The 21,224-nt window shown below is 40.2% G+C and carries 33 protein-coding genes; 28 read left to right on the top strand and 5 right to left on the bottom strand.

Features of this window, described 5'->3' with window-relative positions; translation table 11 throughout:
• Positions 1-127: 127 nt before the first annotated feature.
• From rpsS to prfA, 27 genes are all read left to right on the top strand, one after another.
• Positions 128-406: a 30S ribosomal protein S19 gene (rpsS, locus tag FJR04_RS15750; RefSeq protein ID WP_168496409.1), complete on the top strand. Its 279-nt coding sequence runs from the start codon at positions 128-130 to the stop codon at positions 404-406.
• Between the two features lie 88 nt (positions 407-494).
• Entirely contained in the window at positions 495-854 is a 360-nt protein-coding gene (gene rplV, locus FJR04_RS15745) for a 50S ribosomal protein L22 (RefSeq protein ID WP_168496407.1), read from the top strand.
• Between the two features lie 57 nt (positions 855-911).
• Positions 912-1,691 carry a 30S ribosomal protein S3 gene (gene rpsC, locus FJR04_RS15740; RefSeq protein WP_168496405.1) on the top strand — a complete coding sequence of 260 codons (780 nt, stop codon included), beginning with the start codon at positions 912-914 and terminating at the stop codon, positions 1,689-1,691.
• Positions 1,692-1,773: 82 nt separating this feature from the next.
• Positions 1,774-2,199 (top strand): 50S ribosomal protein L16, encoded by a 426-nt coding sequence (gene rplP / locus FJR04_RS15735; protein ID WP_168496403.1) that lies wholly within the window; start codon positions 1,774-1,776, stop codon positions 2,197-2,199.
• 3 nt (positions 2,200-2,202) lie between these two features.
• The gene (gene rpmC / locus FJR04_RS15730; RefSeq protein WP_168496401.1) at positions 2,203-2,430 is read left to right on the top strand and encodes a 50S ribosomal protein L29; all 228 of its coding nucleotides are present in this window, start codon (positions 2,203-2,205) and stop codon (positions 2,428-2,430) included.
• Between the two features lie 6 nt (positions 2,431-2,436).
• Complete coding sequence (rpsQ, locus tag FJR04_RS15725) at positions 2,437-2,688, top strand: 30S ribosomal protein S17 (protein WP_168496399.1); 252 nt, start codon at positions 2,437-2,439, stop codon at positions 2,686-2,688.
• 45 nt (positions 2,689-2,733) lie between these two features.
• Positions 2,734-3,102, top strand: a complete 369-nt coding sequence (gene rplN, locus FJR04_RS15720; protein WP_168496397.1) for a 50S ribosomal protein L14 — start codon at positions 2,734-2,736, stop codon at positions 3,100-3,102.
• A complete protein-coding gene (gene rplX, locus FJR04_RS15715) occupies positions 3,102-3,452 on the top strand; it encodes a 50S ribosomal protein L24 (protein ID WP_168496395.1) in 351 nt (116 codons plus the stop codon). Before rplN ends, rplX begins: the two co-directional genes overlap by 1 nt.
• A 95-nt stretch (positions 3,453-3,547) precedes the next feature.
• Entirely contained in the window at positions 3,548-4,096 is a 549-nt protein-coding gene (gene rplE, locus FJR04_RS15710; RefSeq protein WP_168496393.1) for a 50S ribosomal protein L5, read from the top strand.
• A 20-nt stretch (positions 4,097-4,116) separates the two neighbouring features.
• Complete coding sequence (rpsH, locus tag FJR04_RS15705; RefSeq protein ID WP_168496390.1) at positions 4,117-4,518, top strand: 30S ribosomal protein S8; 402 nt, start codon at positions 4,117-4,119, stop codon at positions 4,516-4,518.
• An 87-nt stretch (positions 4,519-4,605) separates the two neighbouring features.
• Positions 4,606-5,154: a 50S ribosomal protein L6 gene (gene rplF / locus FJR04_RS15700; protein WP_168496388.1), complete on the top strand. Its 549-nt coding sequence runs from the start codon at positions 4,606-4,608 to the stop codon at positions 5,152-5,154.
• A 2-nt stretch (positions 5,155-5,156) separates the two neighbouring features.
• Positions 5,157-5,519 (top strand): 50S ribosomal protein L18, encoded by a 363-nt coding sequence (gene rplR / locus FJR04_RS15695; protein WP_168496386.1) that lies wholly within the window; start codon positions 5,157-5,159, stop codon positions 5,517-5,519.
• A gap of 84 nt (positions 5,520-5,603) precedes the next feature.
• Positions 5,604-6,131: a 30S ribosomal protein S5 gene (gene rpsE / locus FJR04_RS15690; protein WP_168496384.1), complete on the top strand. Its 528-nt coding sequence runs from the start codon at positions 5,604-5,606 to the stop codon at positions 6,129-6,131.
• Positions 6,132-6,180: 49 nt separating this feature from the next.
• Positions 6,181-6,648 carry a 50S ribosomal protein L15 gene (gene rplO, locus FJR04_RS15685; protein ID WP_168496382.1) on the top strand — a complete coding sequence of 156 codons (468 nt, stop codon included), beginning with the start codon at positions 6,181-6,183 and terminating at the stop codon, positions 6,646-6,648.
• Between the two features lie 122 nt (positions 6,649-6,770).
• Entirely contained in the window at positions 6,771-8,084 is a 1,314-nt protein-coding gene (gene secY, locus FJR04_RS15680) for a preprotein translocase subunit SecY (protein ID WP_168496380.1), read from the top strand.
• Positions 8,084-8,638 carry an adenylate kinase gene (locus FJR04_RS15675; protein WP_168496378.1) on the top strand — a complete coding sequence of 185 codons (555 nt, stop codon included), beginning with the start codon at positions 8,084-8,086 and terminating at the stop codon, positions 8,636-8,638. The genes secY and FJR04_RS15675 overlap by 1 nt, the downstream gene beginning before the upstream one ends.
• A 184-nt stretch (positions 8,639-8,822) precedes the next feature.
• Complete coding sequence (gene infA, locus FJR04_RS15670; RefSeq protein WP_006276978.1) at positions 8,823-9,047, top strand: translation initiation factor IF-1; 225 nt, start codon at positions 8,823-8,825, stop codon at positions 9,045-9,047.
• Between the two features lie 116 nt (positions 9,048-9,163).
• Complete coding sequence (rpmJ, locus tag FJR04_RS15665) at positions 9,164-9,277, top strand: 50S ribosomal protein L36 (protein ID WP_015079193.1); 114 nt, start codon at positions 9,164-9,166, stop codon at positions 9,275-9,277.
• 108 nt (positions 9,278-9,385) lie between these two features.
• The gene (rpsM, locus tag FJR04_RS15660) at positions 9,386-9,766 is read left to right on the top strand and encodes a 30S ribosomal protein S13 (RefSeq protein ID WP_168496376.1); all 381 of its coding nucleotides are present in this window, start codon (positions 9,386-9,388) and stop codon (positions 9,764-9,766) included.
• A 54-nt stretch (positions 9,767-9,820) separates the two neighbouring features.
• A complete protein-coding gene (gene rpsK / locus FJR04_RS15655; protein WP_015079191.1) occupies positions 9,821-10,216 on the top strand; it encodes a 30S ribosomal protein S11 in 396 nt (131 codons plus the stop codon).
• Positions 10,217-10,629: 413 nt separating this feature from the next.
• Positions 10,630-11,574 carry a DNA-directed RNA polymerase subunit alpha gene (locus FJR04_RS15650; RefSeq protein ID WP_168496374.1) on the top strand — a complete coding sequence of 315 codons (945 nt, stop codon included), beginning with the start codon at positions 10,630-10,632 and terminating at the stop codon, positions 11,572-11,574.
• A gap of 34 nt (positions 11,575-11,608) precedes the next feature.
• A complete protein-coding gene (rplQ, locus tag FJR04_RS15645; protein ID WP_168496371.1) occupies positions 11,609-11,959 on the top strand; it encodes a 50S ribosomal protein L17 in 351 nt (116 codons plus the stop codon).
• A gap of 84 nt (positions 11,960-12,043) precedes the next feature.
• The gene (gene truA / locus FJR04_RS15640; RefSeq protein ID WP_168496369.1) at positions 12,044-12,874 is read left to right on the top strand and encodes a tRNA pseudouridine(38-40) synthase TruA; all 831 of its coding nucleotides are present in this window, start codon (positions 12,044-12,046) and stop codon (positions 12,872-12,874) included.
• 101 nt (positions 12,875-12,975) lie between these two features.
• Positions 12,976-13,428, top strand: coding sequence for a 50S ribosomal protein L13 (rplM, locus tag FJR04_RS15635; protein ID WP_168496367.1), 453 nt, complete (start codon positions 12,976-12,978; stop codon positions 13,426-13,428).
• On the top strand, positions 13,428-13,844 hold the full coding sequence (rpsI, locus tag FJR04_RS15630) for a 30S ribosomal protein S9 (protein ID WP_168496365.1): 417 nt from the start codon (positions 13,428-13,430) through the stop codon (positions 13,842-13,844). Before rplM ends, rpsI begins: the two co-directional genes overlap by 1 nt.
• A gap of 124 nt (positions 13,845-13,968) precedes the next feature.
• Positions 13,969-14,205: a 50S ribosomal protein L31 gene (rpmE, locus tag FJR04_RS15625; protein ID WP_168496363.1), complete on the top strand. Its 237-nt coding sequence runs from the start codon at positions 13,969-13,971 to the stop codon at positions 14,203-14,205.
• Between the two features lie 126 nt (positions 14,206-14,331).
• Entirely contained in the window at positions 14,332-15,432 is a 1,101-nt protein-coding gene (gene prfA / locus FJR04_RS15620; protein WP_168496361.1) for a peptide chain release factor 1, read from the top strand.
• Positions 15,433-15,549: 117 nt separating this feature from the next.
• On the opposite strand, the gene FJR04_RS15615 is transcribed toward prfA, so the two are convergent.
• From FJR04_RS15615 to FJR04_RS15605, 3 genes are all read right to left on the bottom strand, one after another.
• Entirely contained in the window at positions 15,550-16,050 is a 501-nt protein-coding gene (locus tag FJR04_RS15615; protein WP_168496359.1) for a 2TM domain-containing protein, read from the bottom strand.
• Between the two features lie 233 nt (positions 16,051-16,283).
• Positions 16,284-17,045, bottom strand: a complete 762-nt coding sequence (locus FJR04_RS15610; RefSeq protein ID WP_168496357.1) for an RloB family protein — start codon at positions 17,043-17,045, stop codon at positions 16,284-16,286.
• 1 nt (position 17,046) lies between these two features.
• Positions 17,047-18,336 carry an ATP/GTP-binding protein gene (locus tag FJR04_RS15605; RefSeq protein WP_168496355.1) on the bottom strand — a complete coding sequence of 430 codons (1,290 nt, stop codon included), beginning with the start codon at positions 18,334-18,336 and terminating at the stop codon, positions 17,047-17,049.
• A 456-nt stretch (positions 18,337-18,792) separates the two neighbouring features.
• On the opposite strand from FJR04_RS15605, the gene FJR04_RS15600 reads away from it, so the two are divergent.
• Positions 18,793-19,500, top strand: coding sequence for an ROK family protein (locus FJR04_RS15600; RefSeq protein ID WP_168496353.1), 708 nt, complete (start codon positions 18,793-18,795; stop codon positions 19,498-19,500).
• A 68-nt stretch (positions 19,501-19,568) separates the two neighbouring features.
• On the opposite strand, the gene FJR04_RS15595 is transcribed toward FJR04_RS15600, so the two are convergent.
• Together FJR04_RS15595 and FJR04_RS15590 are read right to left on the bottom strand one after the other, a co-directional pair.
• Positions 19,569-20,456, bottom strand: a complete 888-nt coding sequence (locus FJR04_RS15595; protein ID WP_168496351.1) for a M48 family metallopeptidase — start codon at positions 20,454-20,456, stop codon at positions 19,569-19,571.
• Positions 20,457-20,693: 237 nt separating this feature from the next.
• Positions 20,694-21,161: a DUF29 domain-containing protein gene (locus tag FJR04_RS15590; protein WP_168496349.1), complete on the bottom strand. Its 468-nt coding sequence runs from the start codon at positions 21,159-21,161 to the stop codon at positions 20,694-20,696.
• Positions 21,162-21,224 lie beyond the last annotated feature (63 nt).

Genomic DNA, 21,224 nt, shown 5'->3' with positions numbered 1-21,224 from the left:
TTTAATTTTTGGATTTGAGATTGGATTTATTTTTAAGCATTCAAAGTTTTTGAAGCCTAATGAAGACAACTGAAGAAATCCAAAATTAGAAATTCAAAATTCAAAATCCAAAATCCAAAATTGAATTATGGGTCGTTCTTTAAAAAAAGGTCCTTTTGTTGCTGATCATCTCCTCACGAAAATTGAGAAGCTGAACGCAAAAGACGAAAAACAAGTGGTAAAAACTTGGTCGAGAGCTTCGACAATTTTACCCTTGATGGTAGGTCATACGATCGCTGTTCATAATGGACGGCAACACGTTCCCGTATTTGTCAATGAACAAATGGTAGGACATAAGTTAGGAGAATTTGCTCCTACACGTACCTACAGAGGTCATGGCAAAAGTGACAAAAAATCAGGGAGATAGTCATTAGTCAGTAGTCAGTGGTCATTAGTCCTCTTGCAACTGACAACGGACAACTGACAACAGACAACTGACAAAAATGGAGTAAATTATGGCAACTGATACTACTGAAGTTAAGGCGATCGCCCGTTATATACGCATTTCTCCCTATAAAGTGCGCCGCGTACTTGATCAAATTCGGGGACGTTCATACCGAGAAGCACTAATCATTCTCGAATTTATGCCCTATCGTGCCTGTGAACCAGTATTAAAGGTTCTCAGAAGCGCCGCAGCTAATGCAGAGCATAATGCTGGGTTAGAGCGGGGCAATCTGGTGATTAGTCAAGCTTATGCTGACCAAGGACCAGTGCTGAAACGGTTTCAACCCAGAGCGCAAGGTCGAGCTTACCAAATTCGCAAGCCAACGTGTCATATCACTGTTGCTGTTTCTGCCGGCGCTACTGCTAAGTAAACAGCCATACATAGACAACAAAATTGCGTACAGTAAGAAATTTTAGAGGAAGCATTTGTGGGACAGAAAATTCATCCAGTCGGGTTTCGATTGGGTATAACTCAAGAACACCAATCCCGTTGGTTTGCAGAACCTGACCGTTATCCAGAACTTCTACAAGAAGACCATAAACTCCGTCAATACATTGAACAAAAACTAGGTAGATACGCTCAAAATAACGCCGGTATTTCCGAAGTAAGAATTGAGCGCAAAGCTGATCAAATCGACCTAGAAGTACGGACAGCAAGACCGGGTGTGGTCGTAGGTCGTGGTGGTCAAGGTATTGAATCATTGCGGACTGGACTCCAAGACGCTTTAGGTGGTAATCGCCAAATTCGCATTAACGTTGTTGAAGTCCAACGAGTTGATGCTGATGCTTACCTAATTGCCGAGTATATTGCTCAACAATTAGAGCGTCGTGTTTCCTTCCGTCGAGTTGTCCGTCAAGCCATTCAACGGGCCCAAAGAGCAGGTGTACAAGGCATCAAAGTGCAAGTCAGTGGTCGGCTCAACGGTGCAGAAATTGCCCGGACTGAGTGGACTCGTGAAGGTAGAGTTCCTCTCCACACCTTACGTGCTGATATTGACTACTCATACTGCACAGCTAAAACGATTTACGGAATTCTCGGCATCAAAGTTTGGGTATTTAAAGGAGAAATTATTCCTGGTCAGGAAGAAGCTCCCGCCCAACCAGCTAGAGAACGTGACCGTGAACGTGGTGATCGTGACCGCGAACCCCGTCGCCGTCAACAACAACGTCGCCGTCAGCAGTTTGAAGACCGTTCCAATGAAGCCTAGTCAATGGTCAAGAGTCAGTGGCAAAACAAGCTGACAACTGACAACCGACAACTGACAACTGACAACTGACAACTGACAAATCATGTTAAGTCCTAGAAGAACTAAATTCCGCAAACAACAACGCGGACGCATGGAAGGTCTTGCCAGCCGTGGTAGTACCCTTAACTTTGGAGATTTCGGACTCCAAGCCCAAGAACCATCTTGGATTACCTCAAGGCAAATCGAGGCTTCCCGTCGAGCCATGACTCGTTATATTCGTCGGGGTGGCAAAATCTGGATTCGGATTTTCCCTGATAAACCAATCACCATGCGTCCTGCTGAAACCCGGATGGGTTCTGGTAAGGGTAATCCCGAGTTTTGGGTAGCCGTCGTCAAACCAGGCCGGATCATGTTTGAAATTGCCGGCGTTTCCGAAGAAATCGCCCGCGAAGCTATGCGATTGGCTGACACTAAGTTGCCAATTAAGACCAAATTTATTGTGCGCTCTCAACCACAGGAGCAGGAGTAGGTTATGCCTCTTCCCAAGATTGCGGAAGCTAGAGAATTAAATGACGAAAGATTGGCTGAGGAAATTGTCGCTGTTAAAAGACAATTATTCCAGTTGCGCTTGCAAAAAGCCACCAGACAACTAGAAAAGCCTCACCAGTTTAAACACGCACGCCATCGTCTCTCCCAATTACTAACAGTAGAAGGAGAACGCAAACGGGCAGCAAGTATTTCAGAGCAAGAGCAAAAGTAGGAGATTATGGCAGTCAAAGAACGAGTTGGCTTGGTAGTGAGCGATAAAATGCAAAAAACTGTGGTAGTAGCCATAGAAAACCGCGCTCCTCACCCCAAGTACGGCAAAATCGTAGTTCAAACCCGCCGCTATAAAGTTCACGACGAAGAAAATACCTGCAAAACAGGCGATCGCGTGCGGATTCAAGAAACTAGACCCCTCAGCAAAACCAAGCGTTGGCAAGTTACAGAAATCCTGAACACCAAAGCTAGAACGTAAACCGTTGTACTAACAGCTACAACGACCTCAAAAGAGAGACCAGTCGTGATTCAACCCCAATCTTATCTGAATGTCGCAGATAATAGCGGTGCTAAAAAAATAATGTGCATCCGCGTATTAGGCGCAGGTAACCGCCGTTATGGTGGCGTAGGTGATAAAATTATCGCCGTTGTCAAAGAATCTTCACCCAACATGGCTGTAAAAAAGTCAGACGTTGTGGAAGCAGTAATTGTTCGTACACGTAAAGCAATTAATCGTGATAGTGGTATGTGCATCCGCTTTGACGATAATGCCGCAGTTATCATCAACAAAGATGGTAATCCTAGAGGAACACGGGTATTTGGACCTGTAGCTCGAGAACTGCGCGATAAAAACTTTACTAAAATTGTTTCTCTGGCTCCGGAGGTGCTGTAATGGCAAAGCGGCCACAACCTAAAGTTTTTCATAAAATGCACGTCAAAACCGGTGATACTGTGCAAATTATCGCTGGCAAAGACAAAGGTAAAGTTGGTGAAGTGATTAAAGCACTACCACAAGTGAGTAAAGTCCTTGTCAAAGGTGTCAACATTAAAACCAAGCACGTTAAACCCCAACAAGAGGGAGAATCAGGGCAAATAGTCACTCAGGAGTACCCAATTCATAGCTCCAATGTGATGCTCTATTCCACTAAACAAAACGTTGCTAGTCGTGTCTGCTACACTTTCACCTCCGAAGGTAAGAAAGTCAGAATGCTCAAAAAAACAGGCGAAATTCTCAGCAATTAAAAAATTAAGAATTAAAACTTGAACTTTTTAATTTGAAACTTTGAATTGCAGCGAAGAGACCCTGACAAAGCCCAGGGGATATAAGGACAAACACTATGGCGAAAACACGACTCAAAACTGTATATCAAGAGACAATTACTCCCAAATTGATTACTCAGTTTGAATACACCAACGTGCATCAAGTGCCGAAGGTGATTAAGATAACTATAAACAGAGGTTTGGGAGAAGCTGCTCAAAACGCTAAATCACTAGAGGCATCTATAAGCGAAATTGCCCTGATTACTGGACAAAAACCTGTGGTAACACGGGCAAAAAAAGCGATCGCTGGCTTTAAAATTCGTCAAGGAATGCCTGTAGGGATCATGGTGACACTCAGAGGCGAACGGATGTACGCCTTCTTAGATCGTCTGATCAACCTCACACTACCCAGAATCAGAGACTTTCGCGGTATCAGCCCCAAAAGCTTTGATGGACGTGGTAACTACACTTTGGGTGTGCGCGAACAGCTAATTTTTCCAGAAGTCGAATACGACAGCATTGACCAAGTCCGTGGTTTAGATATTTCCATCATCACCACGGCAAAAAACGACGAAGAGGGCCGCGCCTTACTTAAGGAAATGGGAATGCCCTTTCGCGATCAATAAGTTCATCTAAAGAGGGAACGATGGCGGCTAACGACACAATTGCAGATATGCTGACGCGCATCCGCAATGCCACTATGGCAAGGCATCAAACTACGAAAGTACCAGCTACAAAGATGACTCGTAGTATTGCTAAGGTACTGCGGGAAGAAGGCTTTATTGCCGAAGTTGAAGAAGCAGGAGAAGGAGTACAGCGTAACCTAGTTATTTCCCTGAAATACAAAGGTAAAAACCGCCAACCCTTAATTACTGCCTTAAAGCGAGTGAGTAAACCAGGTTTACGTGTTTACTCTAACAGAAAAGAATTACCAAGAGTGCTAGGCGGTATCGGTATCGCTATTATTTCTACATCCAGTGGGATTATGACTGACCGCGAAGCACGCCGTCAAAATCTAGGTGGTGAAGTGCTTTGCCACGTTTGGTAATCGTCATTGGTCATTAGTCATTGGTCAGTGGTAAAACAACTGACAACTGACAACTGACAAACAACAACTGACAAACAACAAAAAATCATGTCTCGTATTGGTAAACGTCCAATTACTATTCCCGCCAAAGTACAAGTGGCGATTGATGGTGTCAAAGTAGTCGTGAAAGGCCCAAAAGGAGAACTTTCCCGTCAACTACCTAACAATGTCATAGTCTCCCAAGAAGGAGAAACATTGCTAGTTACTCGTCGTGATGAAACTCGCACCTCCAGACAAATGCACGGTTTGAGCCGCACCTTGGTGGCCAACATGGTGGAGGGAGTATCCCTTGGTTTTCAACGTCGTTTGGAAATTCAAGGGGTTGGTTATCGCGCCCAAGTTCAAGGACGCAACCTAGTTTTGAACATGGGTTACAGCCATCAAGTACAAATTGAACCACCAGAAGGAATTCAATTTGCAGTAGAAGGTACCACTAATGTCATAGTTAGTGGTTATGACAAGGAAATTGTCGGTAACACAGCAGCTAAAGTTCGTGCAGTTCGTCCACCCGAACCTTACAAAGGTAAAGGCATTCGTTATGCCGGTGAAGTGGTCAGACGGAAAGCTGGTAAGACTGGTAAGGGTGGCAAGAAGTAAACATGAAACTTACACGTAGAGAATCAAAACAGCGTCGCCATCGGCGTGTTCGTGGCAAAGTTAACGGTTCCTCAGAACGTCCCCGCTTGGCTATATTTCGATCCAATGAACATATTTATGCTCAAGTGATTGATGACACCAAACAGGAAACAATAGTAGCTGCATCAACCGTAGAACCAGAATTGAAAACTAACATAGTTTCTGGTGCTAACTGTGAAGCATCAGTGCAAGTTGGTAAATTAGTGGCTGTACGCGCACTAGAAAAAGGTATCACTAAAGTCGTTTTTGATCGTGGTGGCAACCTCTATCATGGTCGCATCAAAGCATTAGCTGAGGCGGCACGGGAGGCTGGTCTAGATTTCTAAGTTAGTCAGTAGTCAATAGTCTGTCTTCTACTGACAACTGACAACTGACAGCTGACAACTGACAACTAAAAGAGAGCATTGATTATGGTAACCGGTCGTCGTAAAGCAAGCCGTACAAAAAAAGAAGAAACCACTTGGCAAGAGCGAGTTATCCAAATCCGCCGGGTGAGCAAAGTCGTCAAAGGTGGTAAAAAACTTAGCTTCCGTGCCATTGTCGTCGTTGGTAATGAGCGTGGACAAGTTGGAGTGGGAGTTGGTAAAGCTTCAGATGTAATTGGTGCAGTTAAAAAAGGTGTCGCTGATGGTAAAAAACATCTTATTGACATCCCTATCACTAAATCCAATTCTATCCCTCACCCCATTGATGGTATCGGTGGTGGCGCTAAAGTGATGATGCGTCCAGCTGCACCAGGTACAGGGGTAATTGCCGGGGGTGCTGTCCGCACAGTATTGGAGTTGGCAGGAATACGCAACATTCTTGCTAAACAACTAGGTTCAAATAACCCTTTGAACAACGCCAGAGCAGCAGTAAATGCCCTATCTACACTGCGGACATTAAGTGAAGTTGCTGAAGATCGCGGTATCGCCATTGAAAAACTCTATACCATCTAAATAGAGTATTTATTGGCAAGTATTAGTGTAAAAACTTACTAATTACATCATGAGACTGAACGATGTTAAGCCTCAAAAAGGCTCTAAAAAGCGCCGTAAGCGCGTAGGTAGAGGTATTTCCGCTGGACAAGGCGCGAGCGCTGGTCTAGGGATGCGTGGTCAGAAATCCCGTTCTGGTAGTGGAACCCGTCCCGGTTTTGAAGGTGGTCAGCAGCCATTGTACCGCCGGATACCTAAACTCAAAGGCTTCCCTCTCATTAACCGTAAAACTTACACTACGATTAATGTAGAGAAGTTAGCTAACTTACCTGCTAATTCAGAAGTAACTTTGGCATCTTTACAAGATGCAGGTATTATCACCGCTGTCAAGGGTCCATTGAAAATTTTGGGTAATGGGGAATTAAATGTTCCTCTGCAAGTAAAAGCGGCGGCTTTTTCAGGACAAGCACGGATTAAAATTGAGGCTGCTGGTGGGAGTTGTGATAGCGTAGCATGGCGTAAAACCGTAGCTGCATGAAAGATGAAGGATGAAGGATGAAGGATAAAAGATGAAAAATTTAAGACTTCACATTTCATGCTTCACACTTCATATTCTTCACACCTCATGCTTCATAGTTCATACTTCAAAGGTAAAACTCTATGATCAGTCGAGACAAAGCCCCAACGGCTCAAGAAACTTTTATGCAGATGGCGCAAGCAGCCGGTCTTAGAGGTAGGCTGCTTGTAACTGTCGGTATTTTGATTTTGGTGCGCCTGGGTATATTTTTGCCTGTCCCAGGAATTGATAGACCTAAGTTTGCTGAAGCTATATCGGGTAACAATTCCATATTCGGTTTGTTGGATATATTCTCTGGGCGAGGACTCTCTACTTTGGGTGTCTTTGCCTTGGGGATTTTGCCCTTTATTAATGCCTCCATTATTATCCAATTGCTCACGGCTGCTCTGCCATCTTTAGAAAATTTACAGAAAAATGAAGGGGAAGCAGGTCGGCGGAAAATCTCACAAATTACCCGATATGTGACTGTATGCTGGGCAATTATTCAAAGTGTGGCTTTTTCAGCATTATTCCTCCAACAATTTGCCCTTAACCCAGGACCAATATTCGTAGCAGAGACAGCGATCGCTCTGACCGCTGGTTCAATGTTTGTCATGTGGGCATCAGAACTCATTACAGAACGGGGTATAGGTAATGGTGCATCTTTGTTGATTTTCGTCAACATTGTCGCATCCCTACCTAAGGCTCTAGGCGATACCATTGACTTAGTACAAGTCGGCGGTCGGGAAATCGTCGGTCGTGTCATCGTCCTGATTCTAGTTTTTCTGGCCACAATCGTAGGTATTGTGTTTGTACAGGAAGGAATGCGCCGCATCCCCATTATTTCTGCTCGTCGGCAAGTAGGCAGAAGAGTTTTAGCAGAACAACGGAGTTATTTACCTCTACGTCTCAATTCTGGCGGGGTAATGCCGATTATTTTTGCAGCAGCAATCCTGAGTTTGCCACTTTTAGTCGCCAATTTCACCAAAAATCCAGAATTAGCAAATATTGTTAACACCTATTTGAGTCCCGGCGGTTCTGCTCCTTGGGTATATGCCCTAGTTTACTTAACTTCCATTGTTTTCTTCAGCTATTTCTATTCCTCGTTGATTCTCAACCCAGTAGACGTAGCTCAGAACTTGAAAAAAATGGGTTCGAGTATTCCCGGTATTCGTCCCGGAAAAGCTACCAGTGAGTATATTGAACGCGTAACTAACAGACTCACTTTTTTAGGCGCAATCTTTTTAGGCTTAGTGGCAATTATTCCCACAGCCGTAGAAAGTGCGTTAAAAGTTCCCACCTTTAAGGGGCTGGGTGCAACATCTTTGTTAATTTTAGTTGGCGTGGCAATTGATACGGCTAAACAGATCCAAACTTACGTTATCTCTCAGCGATATGAAGGAATGGTGAAACAATAGTGACGCGATTAATCTTCTTGGGACCACCAGGAGCAGGGAAAGGAACTCAGGCTAAAACTTTGGCTGAATTTTTACAGATTCCCCATATTTCTACAGGTGACATTTTACGCCAAGCCATTCAAGACCAAACAAATTTGGGAATGCAAGCCCAAGGTTTTATGGATCAGGGTGAATTAGTCCCAGACAAATTAGTAGAAGATATGGTGGAAGAGCGCCTGAAACAACCAGATGCTAAAACAGGTTGGATTTTAGACGGCTTTCCTCGTAAAGTTACACAAGCAGAGTTTCTGGCAGAATTACTCAAAAGTCTAGGAGAGGGTGATGAAAAAGTAGTCAATCTGGATGCCCCAGATGAAACTGTCATTACCAGGTTACTAGGACGTGGACGAAAAGATGATACTGAAGAAGTGATTCGTCGGCGCTTAGAAGTTTACCGCGATGAAACTGCACCTTTAATTAACTATTACAGCGATCGCCAAAAACTCCTGACAATCAACGGTAATCAGTCCCAAGAAGAAGTCTCTACTGCCTTGAAAAATATCATAGCTGCTTAGAAACAGGGGCAACGGTTTATTTAGGCAAACACTGCTTATTACCTATCCCCTATTTTCCAAGCCAGGCGCGAGTCAATTTTAGCTAAGATATATTAAAAACTGTTGATATATTTCTCCAAATATGTTCTTTAGGCTCATGAAAGTGTACAAGGACAATAGGAGATTGTTGAGTTGAGGAAAAAACTTGTCTAAACAAGATTTGATTGAAATGGAAGGGACTGTCACCGAGTCATTGCCTAATGCAATGTTTCGTGTTGACTTAGATAACGGCTTTAATGTTTTAGCACACATTTCCGGGAAAATTCGCCGTAATTACATCAAGATTTTACCTGGCGATCGCGTCAAAGTTGAATTGACACCTTACGACTTAACCAAAGGTAGAATCACCTACAGACTCCGGAAGAAATAAATCTATGTGGAAAATACTACCATAAATCAATCTTAATGGTCTTTTTCTAGTTACATAACTGAAATATTTCTTCTAGAAATGCTATAATTTACTATTTGGAGTCAATTTTAAAAGGCATGAAAGTCAGAGCCTCGGTCAAGAAAATTTGTGAAAAGTGCAGCGTTATCAAACGTCGTGGACGCGTCATGGTGATTTGTGAAAATCCTAAACACAAACAACGCCAAGGATAGATACTACTCTATCAAAATAAAAACACGACAATCATCTGCTAATAACGCCACGTTACACAATCACGATTGGCGAAATGCAATTACGAAAACAATAGGGAGAGATTCATTGTGGCACGGATTGCCGGAGTAGACCTTCCACGCGATAAGCGTGTTGAAATTGGTCTGACATATATTTACGGAATTGGCTTAACTAGGTCACATAAAATTCTCGCAGCTACTGGTGTAAATCCAGATACCCGCGTAAAAGACCTATCTGATGCTGATGTAGCATCCCTCAGAGGAGAAATCGAAAGCAACTATCAAGTTGAAGGGGATTTGCGCCGCTTAGAAGGACTAAATATTAAACGTTTAGTTGATATTGGCTGTTACAGAGGTCGTAGACACCGGATGGGCTTACCAGTCCGTGGACAAAGAACCCGCACCAACGCCAGAACTAGACGTGGTAGAAGACAGACAGTGGCTGGTAAGAAGAAAGCCCCTGGGAAATAATTTTTTTAAACTTGTCTATAGCAGCAAGTTGTCCCTTAAATTCACTAAACAAAGATGGCCAGACAACCAACTAAAAAATCCGGGAGCAAAAAGCAGAAACGGAACGTCCCCAACGGGGTTGCCTACATTCAGTCTACTTTCAACAATAGCATTGTCACAATTACCGATCAAAATGGAGATGTCATCTCCTGGGCAAGCGCTGGTTCTAGTGGATTTAAAGGCGCAAAAAAGGGAACTCCCTTTGCCGCACAAACCGCTGCCGAAAGCGCAGCTAGACGAGCCACAGATCAAGGAATGCGGCAAATCGAAGTTATGGTAAGTGGACCAGGTGCAGGTAGAGAAACTGCAATTCGCGCCCTCCAAGGTGCAGGACTGGAAATTACACTCATTCGGGATATTACCCCAATTCCTCACAACGGTTGCCGTCCACCCAAGCGCCGTCGAGTTTAAAAAAACCTGTTAAACAGTGTATTACCGTAGCATAACGCACCCTAAGCTGAAAAAATACAGCTTTGGAAAATGATTAGCAACGCCGCCTGTGGCTTGTACATTTGAACTGTTGCCCCAGGCGAATACCTGTCAAGTTTAGACGCATGGGGTAAATGAGTTCGGCTATATAGGCTAGTGAATAGCTTGCCAGTTTTTCCCCTCAGAAAAGCTGTTAATATCACAACTTGGCGCAAGCCATACTTTGTCAAAACCAAAATACAATGCCTGTCGGCTAAATTGAGGTCTTCAAATTGATTAACTATTTGTTAACTCTTAAGTTCAACCTCAATAGAAACTTCAGAGCATTCAAACAAGAAAATTCGAGAGGCAATTAATTTGTCTTCTAGCAGCACCTTAACAAGGGAGGCTACTCCGTGGCGCAGTTTCAAATTGAATGTGTAGAGTCTAATGCTGAAGAAAGTCGGAGCTATTATAGCAAGTTTGTTCTCGAACCCCTAGAGCGTGGTCAAGGAACAACTGTTGGTAACGCGTTGCGGCGGGTTTTACTTTCTAATTTAGAAGGAACATCAGTTACAGCAGTCAGAATTGCTGGTGTTAGTCATGAGTTTGCCACAGTTCCAGGCGTGCGGGAAGACGTACTGGAAATCCTGATGCGAATGAAGGATGTCATTCTCAAGAGCTATTCTTCTCAACCCCAAATTGGTCGGTTACTCGTTAACGGACCGGCAACAGTTACTGTAGCTCATTTTGATTTACCCAGTGAAGTCGAAGTGATTGATCCGACCCAGTATATCGCCACCATCGCTGAAGGTGGAAAACTGGAAATGGAATTTCGGATAGAGAGAGGCAAAGGCTACCGCACTGTAGAACGAGGCAGAGAAGAAGCCACATCTTTGGATTTTCTCCAAATTGACTCAGTGTTTATGCCAGTGCGGAAAGTCAATTATAGTGTAGAAGAAGCCCGTGGCGATGGCTCTTTAAAAGACCGACTACTGTTGGAAGTATGGACAAATGGCAGTATCTCTCCTCAAGAGGCACTATCATCAGCAGCGGGAATTTTGGTAGATTTATTCAACCCATTAAAAGATATCTCCCTTGAACCAACGGATACAGGTTCAGATATCCCCGATGATCCCACCGCTCAAATTCCAATTGAAGAGTTACAGTTGTCTGTAAGAGCTTATAATTGTCTCAAACGCGCACAAGTAAACTCCGTAGCAGACTTATTGGATTACACCCAAGAAGACCTTTTAGAAATAAAAAACTTTGGTCAAAAGTCAGCCGAAGAAGTAGTAGAAGCTTTACAGCGTCGTCTAGGTATTACCTTACCTCAAGAGAGAAGCTCTAAAAGTAGCTAAAGCAAAACCATTAATAATTCATTAGTGCCTTGTTATGCGTCATCGTTGCCGAGTCAAACAACTTAGTAAACCAGCCGACCAACGTCGCGCTCTCCTCAGAGCCTTGACAACAGAATTGGTACGTCATGGTCGAATTACTACAACTTTAATCAGAGCTAAAGTTGTCCGCAGTAAAGTAGATAAAATGATTACCCTAGCCAAAGACGGCTCTTTATCAGCACGTCGTCAAGCACTAGGTTATATCTACGACAAAACTCTAGTTCATGCACTATTCGAGCAAGCTCCTACTCGATATGCTAACCGTCAAGGTGGTTACACACGCATTCTGCATACTGTACCCCGTCGGGGTGATAAAGCTGAGATGGCTATTATCGAACTAGTTTAAAGTCATTGGGAAGAGGGAACAGGGAACAGGGGAGAATAACCACTGAAAACTGACCACTAACTACTGACCACTGACTAAACAAGTATGTTAGAAAGCAGCCAGCAGAAATCCACTCAGCGAGTAGCCTTAGTCATTCAGTATTTAGGTACTCATTTTCATGGCTGGCAAAGACAAAAAGGACAGCGCACTGTTCAAGAAGAGATAGAAACAGCTATAGCCACTGTTCTAGGGTATCATGTGACACTCCATGGAGCAGGTAGAACTGATTCAGGAGTTCATGCTGCTGCTCAGGTAGCTCATTTTCAATCTACAAGTTTAATTCCTGCTCACAGGTGGGCAAAAGTTCTCAATGGCTATTTGCCCCCGGATGTGTTGATCAGGGCTTCAGTAGGTGTAACTGAAAGTTGGCACGCGCGGTTTAGCGCAATTTACCGACGATATCGCTACACAATCTACACTGAAGATTTACCAAACTTGTTCGTGAAACCTTTTAGTTGGCATTATTATTACGCACCCTTGGATGAAACCTTAATTGCATCTGCCTTGAAACCTTTAGTGGGTAAACACCATTTATCTGCTTTTCATCGCGCTGGTTCAGCGCGATCGCATTCTTGGGTAGAAGTGCAAGCAGTAGAATGTCATCGCAGTGGATCATTCATCCATATTGAAATTCAGGCAAATGGATTTTTATACGGCATGGTGCGACTATTAATAGGCATGGTAGTACAAGTTGGTTCTGGAGAACGGTCGCTAGATAACTTCACCGACATCTGGCAACAAGAACGCCGGGAAGAAGTGAAATATTCTGCACCTGCTCACGGGTTATGCTTGTTGAGAGTCGGCTATGACGATTTTCCTCTACCGCCAAAAATTTGGTATGACACCCAACCATACTTAATTATGGGTCATAAATAATAACAACTGAACGATGATTTTCATGATTGATGTGATTAAGATCATGATGCTACCGGCTTAAATTTTGAATTCTCATAAGGGACTGACAAAGGACAAAAACAATGACTAAAACCTACCTTCCCCCTCAAGCAACTCTTGAGCGCGATTGGTACTTAGTAGACGCTACAGACAAACGTCTGGGTCGTCTTGCTACCGAAGTCGCCATGATTCTCCGAGGCAAAAAAAAAGCTGAATATACTCCCCATTTAGATACTGGGGATTTTGTCATTATTATCAATGCTGAGAAAGTGGCAGTTACAGGTAAAAAGCGGACACAAAAACTTTACCGTCGCCATTCTGGTCGTCCTGGTGGGATGAAAACAGAAACCTTCGCTAAGTTACAACAGCGATTACCAGAAAGAATTATTGAACACGCTATCAAAGGTATGTTACCTAAGAATAGTCTCGGTAAACAGTTATTTACAAAACTGAAAGTGTATGCAGGACCAACCCATCCTCATGCAGCACAACAACCCAAAGAAATCACAATTAATACAATTCCTGGAGAAAATTAATGCAGGTAGCAGAAATTACTAGCGGTCGTGCCGTTTACTGGGGTACTGGTCGCCGTAAATGCTCAGTTGCCAGAGTTCGTCTAGTTCCCGGTGAAGGGAAAATGACTGTTAACGGCAAAGATGGAGACTTATACTTCCAATTCAATCCTAACTACTTAGGAGCTATTAAAGCACCTTTAGAAACATTAGGCTTAGAAAGCGAATATGACATCTTGGTGAAAGCCGAAGGTGGTGGCTTAACTGGACAAGCCGATTCTATTCGTCTAGGAGTTGCCCGCGCTTTGTGTCAACTTGACCCAGATAACCGTTCACCGCTGAAAACTGAAGGCTATTTAACTCGTGACCCACGAGCTAAAGAACGGAAGAAATACGGTTTGCACAAAGCCCGCAAAGCTCCTCAATACTCGAAACGCTAAGATAGGAGTCAGGAGTCAGGAGTCAAAAATGAAGATTCTATTTGTCATCTGTCACCTGCCACCTATTAATCCTAGCTTTTAGTCCCAGTTATAATTTATAAAATAGATTCCCCACAAAAAAACAATGGCTAAACCTGATATTCATCCCAAATGGTATCCAGACGCTAAAGTGTACTGTAATGGTCAAGTTATTATGACCATTGGTGCTACTAAGCCCGAACTTCACGTAGATGTTTGGTCTGGAAATCACCCCTTTTACACTGGTACTCAGAAAATGATTGATACTGAGGGTCGTGTGGAACGCTTCCTCCGCAAATATGGTATGTCCAGCACTCAAACTGGCGAAGAGAATCAAAAGTAGCTGGTTGGCTGTAGCTGTTGAAGTGAGTACATGGCGTAAGCCATAGACGACCCTGCTTAGTGCTGGGTCGCTTGTCATTTAATGCTTGAGCCAACTTGTTATTTTGAAGGAGCATTTTTAGTCATCATGGCAGAATCATACTTACTGGAGAAACTTAAATCTGTTGAACAAACTTTTCATGAATTAACACGGCGGTTAGCTGATCCTGATACTGCTAGTAATCCTGATGAGTATCAAAAAATTGCCAAGTCTCGTTCTTCTTTGGAAGAGGTAGTTAATACCTATGAAACTTGGAAAACAGCCCAGGAGGAATTAATCGGGGCGCGTCAGGTACTCAAAGAGTCGAATAGCGATCTAGAGTTGCATCAAATGGCAGCATTGGAAGTTAGCGAACTCGAAGAAAAGCTGGAATATTTGGAAAGTCGGTTAAAGGTATTGCTGCTTCCTCGTGACCCCAACGATGATAAAAACATTATGTTGGAAATTCGCGCTGGTACTGGTGGCGATGAAGCCAGTATCTGGGCTGGGGATTTGCTACGGATGTATTCTCGTTACGCTGATGTCCAAGGTTGGAAAGTGAAGCTAGTCAGCGAGTCATTAGGGGAAATGGGCGGGTTCAAAGAAGTAATTCTAGAAATTCAAGGTGATAGTGTTTACAGTAAGCTGAAGTTTGAATCTGGTGTACATCGTGTACAGCGCGTACCAGCAACGGAATCTGGGGGAAGGGTTCACACTTCTACGGCTACTATAGCAATTATGCCAGAGGTGGATGATGTGGAAATTCATATTGACCCGAAAGATATAGAAATGAGTACAGCGCGTTCTGGTGGTGCGGGTGGACAAAACGTGAATAAGGTGGAAACAGCCGCTGATTTGTTCCACAAACCTACTGGTATTCGGATTTTCTGTACAGAAGAGCGGAGCCAGTTGCAGAATAAAGAACGGGCGATGCAAATTCTCCGGGCTAAGTTGTATGAAATGAAGTTGCGAGAACAACAGGAAGCTGTGACTTCGATGAGGCGATCGCAAGTTGGGACAGGTTCTCGTTCCGAAAAAATTCGCACTTACAATTATAAAGATAGTCGCGTAACTGACCACCGGTTAAGTCAAAACTATACTCTAAACCCTGTTCTTGAAGGTGATCTAGAAACGGTGATCCAATCTTGTATATCCCAAGATCAACAAGAACGTTTAGCAGAATTAGCCACTTCTGGTTCTAGTAGCTAAAAATACAAGGGAACAGGGAACAGATAAGAAACACTGGTTTGCACTAGTTTAAAGCTTAGTCAAAAAAAGATGTTTTTAAACATGAGTTTTTTCTTTTCTTTCTGACTTTTCTTAGGTTTAAGGACTAAAGACCTTAAACCATTTATTTAAAACTGTATTAATTGTTTTTTTGATTTGATGTTTACGATTCCAGTTTTGAAAAGCAATTTCGTAATCTTCACCTTTCGTTTGAAAAGTATTCCAAATATCTAAACATATGGCTAGTCCGCAAGCGAGTAAGATGTAAAGTGACCAAGAAAGACCGCCACTAATGGAATCCATCGCTAGGAAAAAAATATTAATAATTGCGTAATTTCCTAAACGTTTTTTAAATTTACTTTGACGATAAAGATTAAAAGCTTTCCGCTGTTCCACTTCACTTTGTTTCACTAACCAATCCCGTTCCGCTTGTTGCAGAGTAGCGGGTGATATTTGTAACTCTGTGGCAATTTCCAATATCTGTTGATAAGAAAATTCTTGATCATTATCATCAACTTGACGAGCGATCGCTAAGTGGAGAATTTGCTGTACATCTTCTTGACTGTAAGAACGCAGGCTATTAGAGTTAAAGGTTGTCATAATTTTTGCTCAAATAATAGTTTTAATAGAAAAGCACGCTAACATTAGCAATATTTACACTATTCTTACATTAACAAATTTAGATAAAATTGGTGCTAATCAAAAAATTATTCTAGAATCAAGCGATCGCTTATCTACCGAATGTACTATAACCTACTTCTGTTAGTTTCAGTAATGTGAAAACTACGCACCTCCTCCAATAACTAACGCTTAATAGCTACTATAGCAATTCCTTAAATTTCTAAATTTATAGAAAGTTTTATCAGTTTATCCACTAACTTATAAACTTCAGTACCAATTTTATGTTCTGGATAATCTGGATCATTTATATTCAACTCATCAAGCATTTTTGATCTAGAAATTGCTTCTGGTATATATTCAATAATTTTTGTAAAAGATGGTTGTTTCTTACTTTGGTGAATCATATTCCATATTTTTTTACAAATTCCTGGCCTTTTTTTGATATATTGATTTTGAATATAATTTTTTAAACTAATAAATTCAGTAATTTCTAAAATTCCTGCATTTTGTAAATTTGTTTCTAAATCAAAAAAGTGGAGAATTAACCAGATTTCAAAACAGGGATTACTAATACATAATTTATATATAGGATTTTCATAACACTTTTTTGCTATATCAGAAATAGTTTGCTTTCGGTTATTATAATCGTCAGTATCTATGATAATCCATAATTCATCATATTCTGTAAGATTATACTTTTTCTCTAATTCTTGTGAAAATTGAAGTAAAGTTTGATATACATACCGAGGATCTGAGTTACAAGCATTTTCTTCTTCTCTATCTATATACTCTACATGAATATTACCAATCCGAAAATCCTCTTCATATTTAGTTGTTAAGGCATTAAAATATTGATATTCAGTTTTATCTCCTTCCGCAGCTATTATATATAGCTTCCATTTTCCATCTTCACCGCACTTACCAGCAATATAACTTGATCTACCTTGATAATCTGTATTTCTTTGTCTTCCCATGTTATTTTTTCTCTCTCCATCCCATTAATTTTAAATCTTTAATAAAAGGTATTGCTCCAAATCTTCCATTAAGATATCCAACAGCTAAATCTAAATTGTCAACGTCTGTATTAGCTAAAGAATAAAGTATAGATTGTCCATATTTATCTTTTTCTACAAACCAGATTTCATCTTTTCTAAAAATATCTTTGATATCTAGTAAATAAACTTCATGAGTAGTAGCAATTAACTGACTGTTTAAATTTCGGTTTTCAGGATTATTTAAAAAATAATCAAATAGTTTCTTCATCAGTAAAGAATGTAAACTTCTTTCAATTTCATCTATTACATAAACAGCATTTCCACGCGCTAAATGTATCAGCATGGGAAATAAATCTATTAGCCTTTGTGTCCCATCTGATTCTTCTGATATTTCAAACTTAACTTCACTATTTTCTTTATCAAATCTTACTGGTGATAAATTGAGAACTGTTAATTTATCAGTTTCGTCTTTTGCTTGAGAGATAATACATTGCAAGCTAGGTATAAATATTGCATTTACTTCTCCTTCTTCATCAGGAAAATTCTTTTTGATATCTTCTTTGATTTCTGTGGGTATTTGTTGATATTCATCTAAATCAATTGTGGCAATACTAAGTTTTTTAATTCCTAAATCTAATGATTCTAAAAACTTGCTCAAAGAATTTTGAACTGATTGACTGAAAAAAGGTAGAAGAGGTTTAGAATTAGGAAAAATAATTGTTAAAACATCATTAAACCATTCATATATAGATTCTATTTGTTTGATTTCACGTTCTTGTGAATTAGTCAAAAACAATAAATTTTCTCTTGTACCTATTGCTTCATAGCGAATCCTATTTTTTTCATCTTCAGAAATATTCAAAAAAACCTCGTGATTAAAATTATGGAAATCAAAATCTTTTGCCCTTCTTTCATAAATCGAAATTTCTGTATTTATACCAATTTCAAATAACCATTCTTCATGAATTTTATGTTTATCAACTACAAAACCATAAGCATACTGTTTATCATTCATTCTAAACTCAAACTCAAACCTAGATGGTTTTGTATAACAAGTTTTATCGAGTTTAAAATTATTTATATTTATGTTTTTATTTTTTTCAACACCATCTACAATAAAATCTCTGGCGAATTTCATGGCTTTAATTAAGTTAGATTTGCCAGAAGCATTAGCACCATAAATAATAGATGTTCTCAATAATCTTATTGACTCCTGAGAATCACCTGCAACTACATGATGACTATGATGCGGATCATCTGAAGCAATCATATTAAAGTCTATCCTTTGGTTAAAGGATAAGAAATTTTCTACTGTAAATCTTATTAACATAATTATTGAAGTATCTAGTCAATTTCTTCTATCATACTGATAAAAAACTTTTAAAGTCTAATGATTTTAGCAATTTTACCTCTTTTATTCATATCCAATACAGAAACTAAGAATTGAAGGCAATAGGTAAGATTTTTAAATGTAGTACAGGTATAATAACTCATGCTAAGTCTTTTTAGCGACTGAATATACATTGAAAAGTTAAATTGCTAGTTAGATGAGATAAAATGTGTCACAACTAAAAATTATCCTGTATAACATACCTACATATAATAAAAGTCAGCAGCATTAATAACAAGCAACTTGAGTAATATAAAAACTATTAAAACATATCCTGCTAATAGTAATTTAACAACGCATAATAACCAAAGAAGTTGCAGCAAAAGAGAAAAATTAATGTTAGAAGATAACGGATCTATTCGTACCCTGTCTGTAGATATTGGCGGTAGTGGTGTCAAAGCAATGGTGTTAGATATTACGGGCAAACCTTTAACCGAAAGAGGCAGATTAGAAACACCCCAACCCGCGACACCAGAAGTAGTAATTAATACTATTGTCGTCTTAGCAGCCGCTCAAGGTGAATATCATCGGGTATCAGTTGGTTTTCCTGGTGTAGTGCGTAGTGGAGTCACAGAAACTGCTGTCAACCTCCATTCTAATTGGATTGGATTTGATTTAGCAACAACACTTTCTGAACAGTTAAACAAACCAGTCAAAGTGATTAATGATGCAGATATGCAGGGATTAGGAGCGATCGCTGGTAAAGGTGTAGAACTGGTAATTACCTTGGGTACAGGATTTGGTTCAGCCTTATTTGTAGATGGGAAATTAGTTCCTAACATGGAAATGGGACATCATCGGTTTCGCAAAGGAGAAAGCTATGAAGAACAGTTAGGACGGGCTACCTTAGAAAAGATTGGACAGAAAAAATGGAATAAGCGGTTACAAAAAGCGATCGCTTCTTTGCAACAATTATTTAACTGTGATTGTCTTTATATCGGTGGTGGGGAAGCAGTGCGAATAAATATGAATTTGCCGTTAAATGTGAAATTAATTCCCAATATCACCGGGTTATTAGGTGGTATTGCCCTGTGGAAAAATTAGGCAAAACTTAAAATTACGATTGCCTCATAGCAAAGTATTAGAGGCAATCGTATTAGCTTTTATTTTCATCACCAAGAGGTCAAAAAATTCCATCCTTCTTTTTCTTCCGTTTCCGGTGGTTTGAGATTCTCTGCTTGAATTAAATGTTCATATTCTCCAGAATCAACCCATTTTAATAATTCACCAGTCCGCATCACCAACCAAGAAAGACTAGATTCTGAATAACTTAATATTTTTGTAACTTGATCAAGACTATCAAAACTATTAGCTGCAAACTCGCGGGATTGAATTAAGAAATCTTCGATCACATCAGTAGTTAAATACTCTTCCGGTAAACCTGCCAGTTTCATTAGTGCAGTAGTGGCGACATTCACATCCTGACAAGTTAATAAACCAGCCCGATCTGCTGTAAACTTTGCCATCATCACCCAATTATATAATGCCAATTCTACACCACCAGCTACCAATCCGCCTATTCCTAGAGTGGTACTACTTAACCACATTTTTAATGCTGGCATGACAATTGACATTTGATGATAAATGATATGCTGACTTTTAATCCGAGCAATTTCGTATCCAAAAATAAACAACAACTCATCATAATTCAACCATTCCATCCCATCAAGATTAATCCTCACAATGGTTTTTTCTACGCCAATAATATAGGTTTTAATATGTCCTGTACCTCGAAATAAATACAATTCAGGAACAGTAGCAATATCAAGAACTTGGCAAGCTTCTAAAAATGGTTGATATAATTGGGGGAAATTTCGGGGTGTGACTCTAATTTCACTACCAAGACTTTGTAATCTCAGCAAACGATCAATACCATATTCGTTTACTTTTTTAAGTAAAGGGGAGACACCAGGCATATTTTGTAAAGAAGCCAACGCTTTACGATCAAAAGGGTGTTCATAGGCTGTAGAACTGATTCCAGTTAAGATTTTTCTTGTCATTGGTAGTGAATTAATTTGGTAAAATAATGAAGTTAAATCGTTTGATTCTATAAAAAATCCAGGAAATAAATTTCCTGTCTAATAGCTAAAGTCGGTTCTCAGCGACTGTTTTTTGTTTATTTATTCTATTTAAAATATGAAATTTCGTTTTTAGTTACAGGAATTTTTCAAAACAGAATCAAAGTAGAAGTAATTCATGAATTATCCTTCATCAAGGTATAGCAAAAAATATCGCTTTTATACCCCATAAAAATCCTCATCTAGAATTTCCTCTATCTCAAAAGGACAAATTATAGGATATTCACTCTCTTGCGGTACACTAACCCCAAATTTAGCCAATTTACCCTCCTTAATTGCCAATTTACGCCCATCAGGATAGGCTTTTTCTACTGCTTCTATTAAAAAACTTTTTAGAGATGGAGTATCTTCAAGATTATCTAAAACCCGTTGACGATGTTCCACAACAGAACTATACCAACTTGTTTTCATGGTATCGGGTACATCATGCTGAATTTTTAATTTGAGTAAGTGAGCTAATAATATTTTCAGATTACTTTTGAGTGTATTCTTCTCTGACTTACCCAAATCAACTAACTCCTCAATTAAATTCTCAATATCCAGGGATGTAAATTCACGATTTTGTAATTGTTGAATTGTTTGCTCAATCCATAATTGCAAATCGCTATCATATAGTTTATTAGACATCTTTGAGGTGTACTCCCATTAATCAACTTTACTACCACTGTAACTTAACTACCAGAATATAGT

Source organism: Anabaena sp. UHCC 0204, from assembly GCF_009711975.1.
GTDB lineage: Bacteria > Cyanobacteriota > Cyanobacteriia > Cyanobacteriales > Nostocaceae > Dolichospermum.
This window is presented reverse-complemented; position numbering and strand designations above follow the sequence as displayed.

Coding starts and splice junctions, on each gene's coding strand:
- rpsS (WP_168496409.1), top strand. CDS start 128: ATGGGTCGTTCTTTAAAAAAAGGTCCTTTTGTTGCTGATCATCTCCTC.
- rplV (WP_168496407.1), top strand. CDS start 495: ATGGCAACTGATACTACTGAAGTTAAGGCGATCGCCCGTTATATACGC.
- rplP (WP_168496403.1), top strand. CDS start 1,774: ATGTTAAGTCCTAGAAGAACTAAATTCCGCAAACAACAACGCGGACGC.
- rpmC (WP_168496401.1), top strand. CDS start 2,203: ATGCCTCTTCCCAAGATTGCGGAAGCTAGAGAATTAAATGACGAAAGA.
- rpsQ (WP_168496399.1), top strand. CDS start 2,437: ATGGCAGTCAAAGAACGAGTTGGCTTGGTAGTGAGCGATAAAATGCAA.
- rplX (WP_168496395.1), top strand. CDS start 3,102: ATGGCAAAGCGGCCACAACCTAAAGTTTTTCATAAAATGCACGTCAAA.
- rplE (WP_168496393.1), top strand. CDS start 3,548: ATGGCGAAAACACGACTCAAAACTGTATATCAAGAGACAATTACTCCC.
- rpsH (WP_168496390.1), top strand. CDS start 4,117: ATGGCGGCTAACGACACAATTGCAGATATGCTGACGCGCATCCGCAAT.
- rplF (WP_168496388.1), top strand. CDS start 4,606: ATGTCTCGTATTGGTAAACGTCCAATTACTATTCCCGCCAAAGTACAA.
- rplR (WP_168496386.1), top strand. CDS start 5,157: ATGAAACTTACACGTAGAGAATCAAAACAGCGTCGCCATCGGCGTGTT.
- rpsE (WP_168496384.1), top strand. CDS start 5,604: ATGGTAACCGGTCGTCGTAAAGCAAGCCGTACAAAAAAAGAAGAAACC.
- rplO (WP_168496382.1), top strand. CDS start 6,181: ATGAGACTGAACGATGTTAAGCCTCAAAAAGGCTCTAAAAAGCGCCGT.
- secY (WP_168496380.1), top strand. CDS start 6,771: ATGATCAGTCGAGACAAAGCCCCAACGGCTCAAGAAACTTTTATGCAG.
- rpmJ (WP_015079193.1), top strand. CDS start 9,164: ATGAAAGTCAGAGCCTCGGTCAAGAAAATTTGTGAAAAGTGCAGCGTT.
- rpsK (WP_015079191.1), top strand. CDS start 9,821: ATGGCCAGACAACCAACTAAAAAATCCGGGAGCAAAAAGCAGAAACGG.
- rplQ (WP_168496371.1), top strand. CDS start 11,609: ATGCGTCATCGTTGCCGAGTCAAACAACTTAGTAAACCAGCCGACCAA.
- truA (WP_168496369.1), top strand. CDS start 12,044: ATGTTAGAAAGCAGCCAGCAGAAATCCACTCAGCGAGTAGCCTTAGTC.
- rplM (WP_168496367.1), top strand. CDS start 12,976: ATGACTAAAACCTACCTTCCCCCTCAAGCAACTCTTGAGCGCGATTGG.
- rpsI (WP_168496365.1), top strand. CDS start 13,428: ATGCAGGTAGCAGAAATTACTAGCGGTCGTGCCGTTTACTGGGGTACT.
- rpmE (WP_168496363.1), top strand. CDS start 13,969: ATGGCTAAACCTGATATTCATCCCAAATGGTATCCAGACGCTAAAGTG.
- prfA (WP_168496361.1), top strand. CDS start 14,332: ATGGCAGAATCATACTTACTGGAGAAACTTAAATCTGTTGAACAAACT.
- FJR04_RS15615 (WP_168496359.1), bottom strand. CDS start 16,050: ATGACAACCTTTAACTCTAATAGCCTGCGTTCTTACAGTCAAGAAGAT.
- FJR04_RS15610 (WP_168496357.1), bottom strand. CDS start 17,045: ATGGGAAGACAAAGAAATACAGATTATCAAGGTAGATCAAGTTATATT.
- FJR04_RS15605 (WP_168496355.1), bottom strand. CDS start 18,336: ATGATTGCTTCAGATGATCCGCATCATAGTCATCATGTAGTTGCAGGT.
- FJR04_RS15600 (WP_168496353.1), top strand. CDS start 18,793: ATGTTAGAAGATAACGGATCTATTCGTACCCTGTCTGTAGATATTGGC.
- FJR04_RS15595 (WP_168496351.1), bottom strand. CDS start 20,456: ATGACAAGAAAAATCTTAACTGGAATCAGTTCTACAGCCTATGAACAC.
- FJR04_RS15590 (WP_168496349.1), bottom strand. CDS start 21,161: ATGTCTAATAAACTATATGATAGCGATTTGCAATTATGGATTGAGCAA.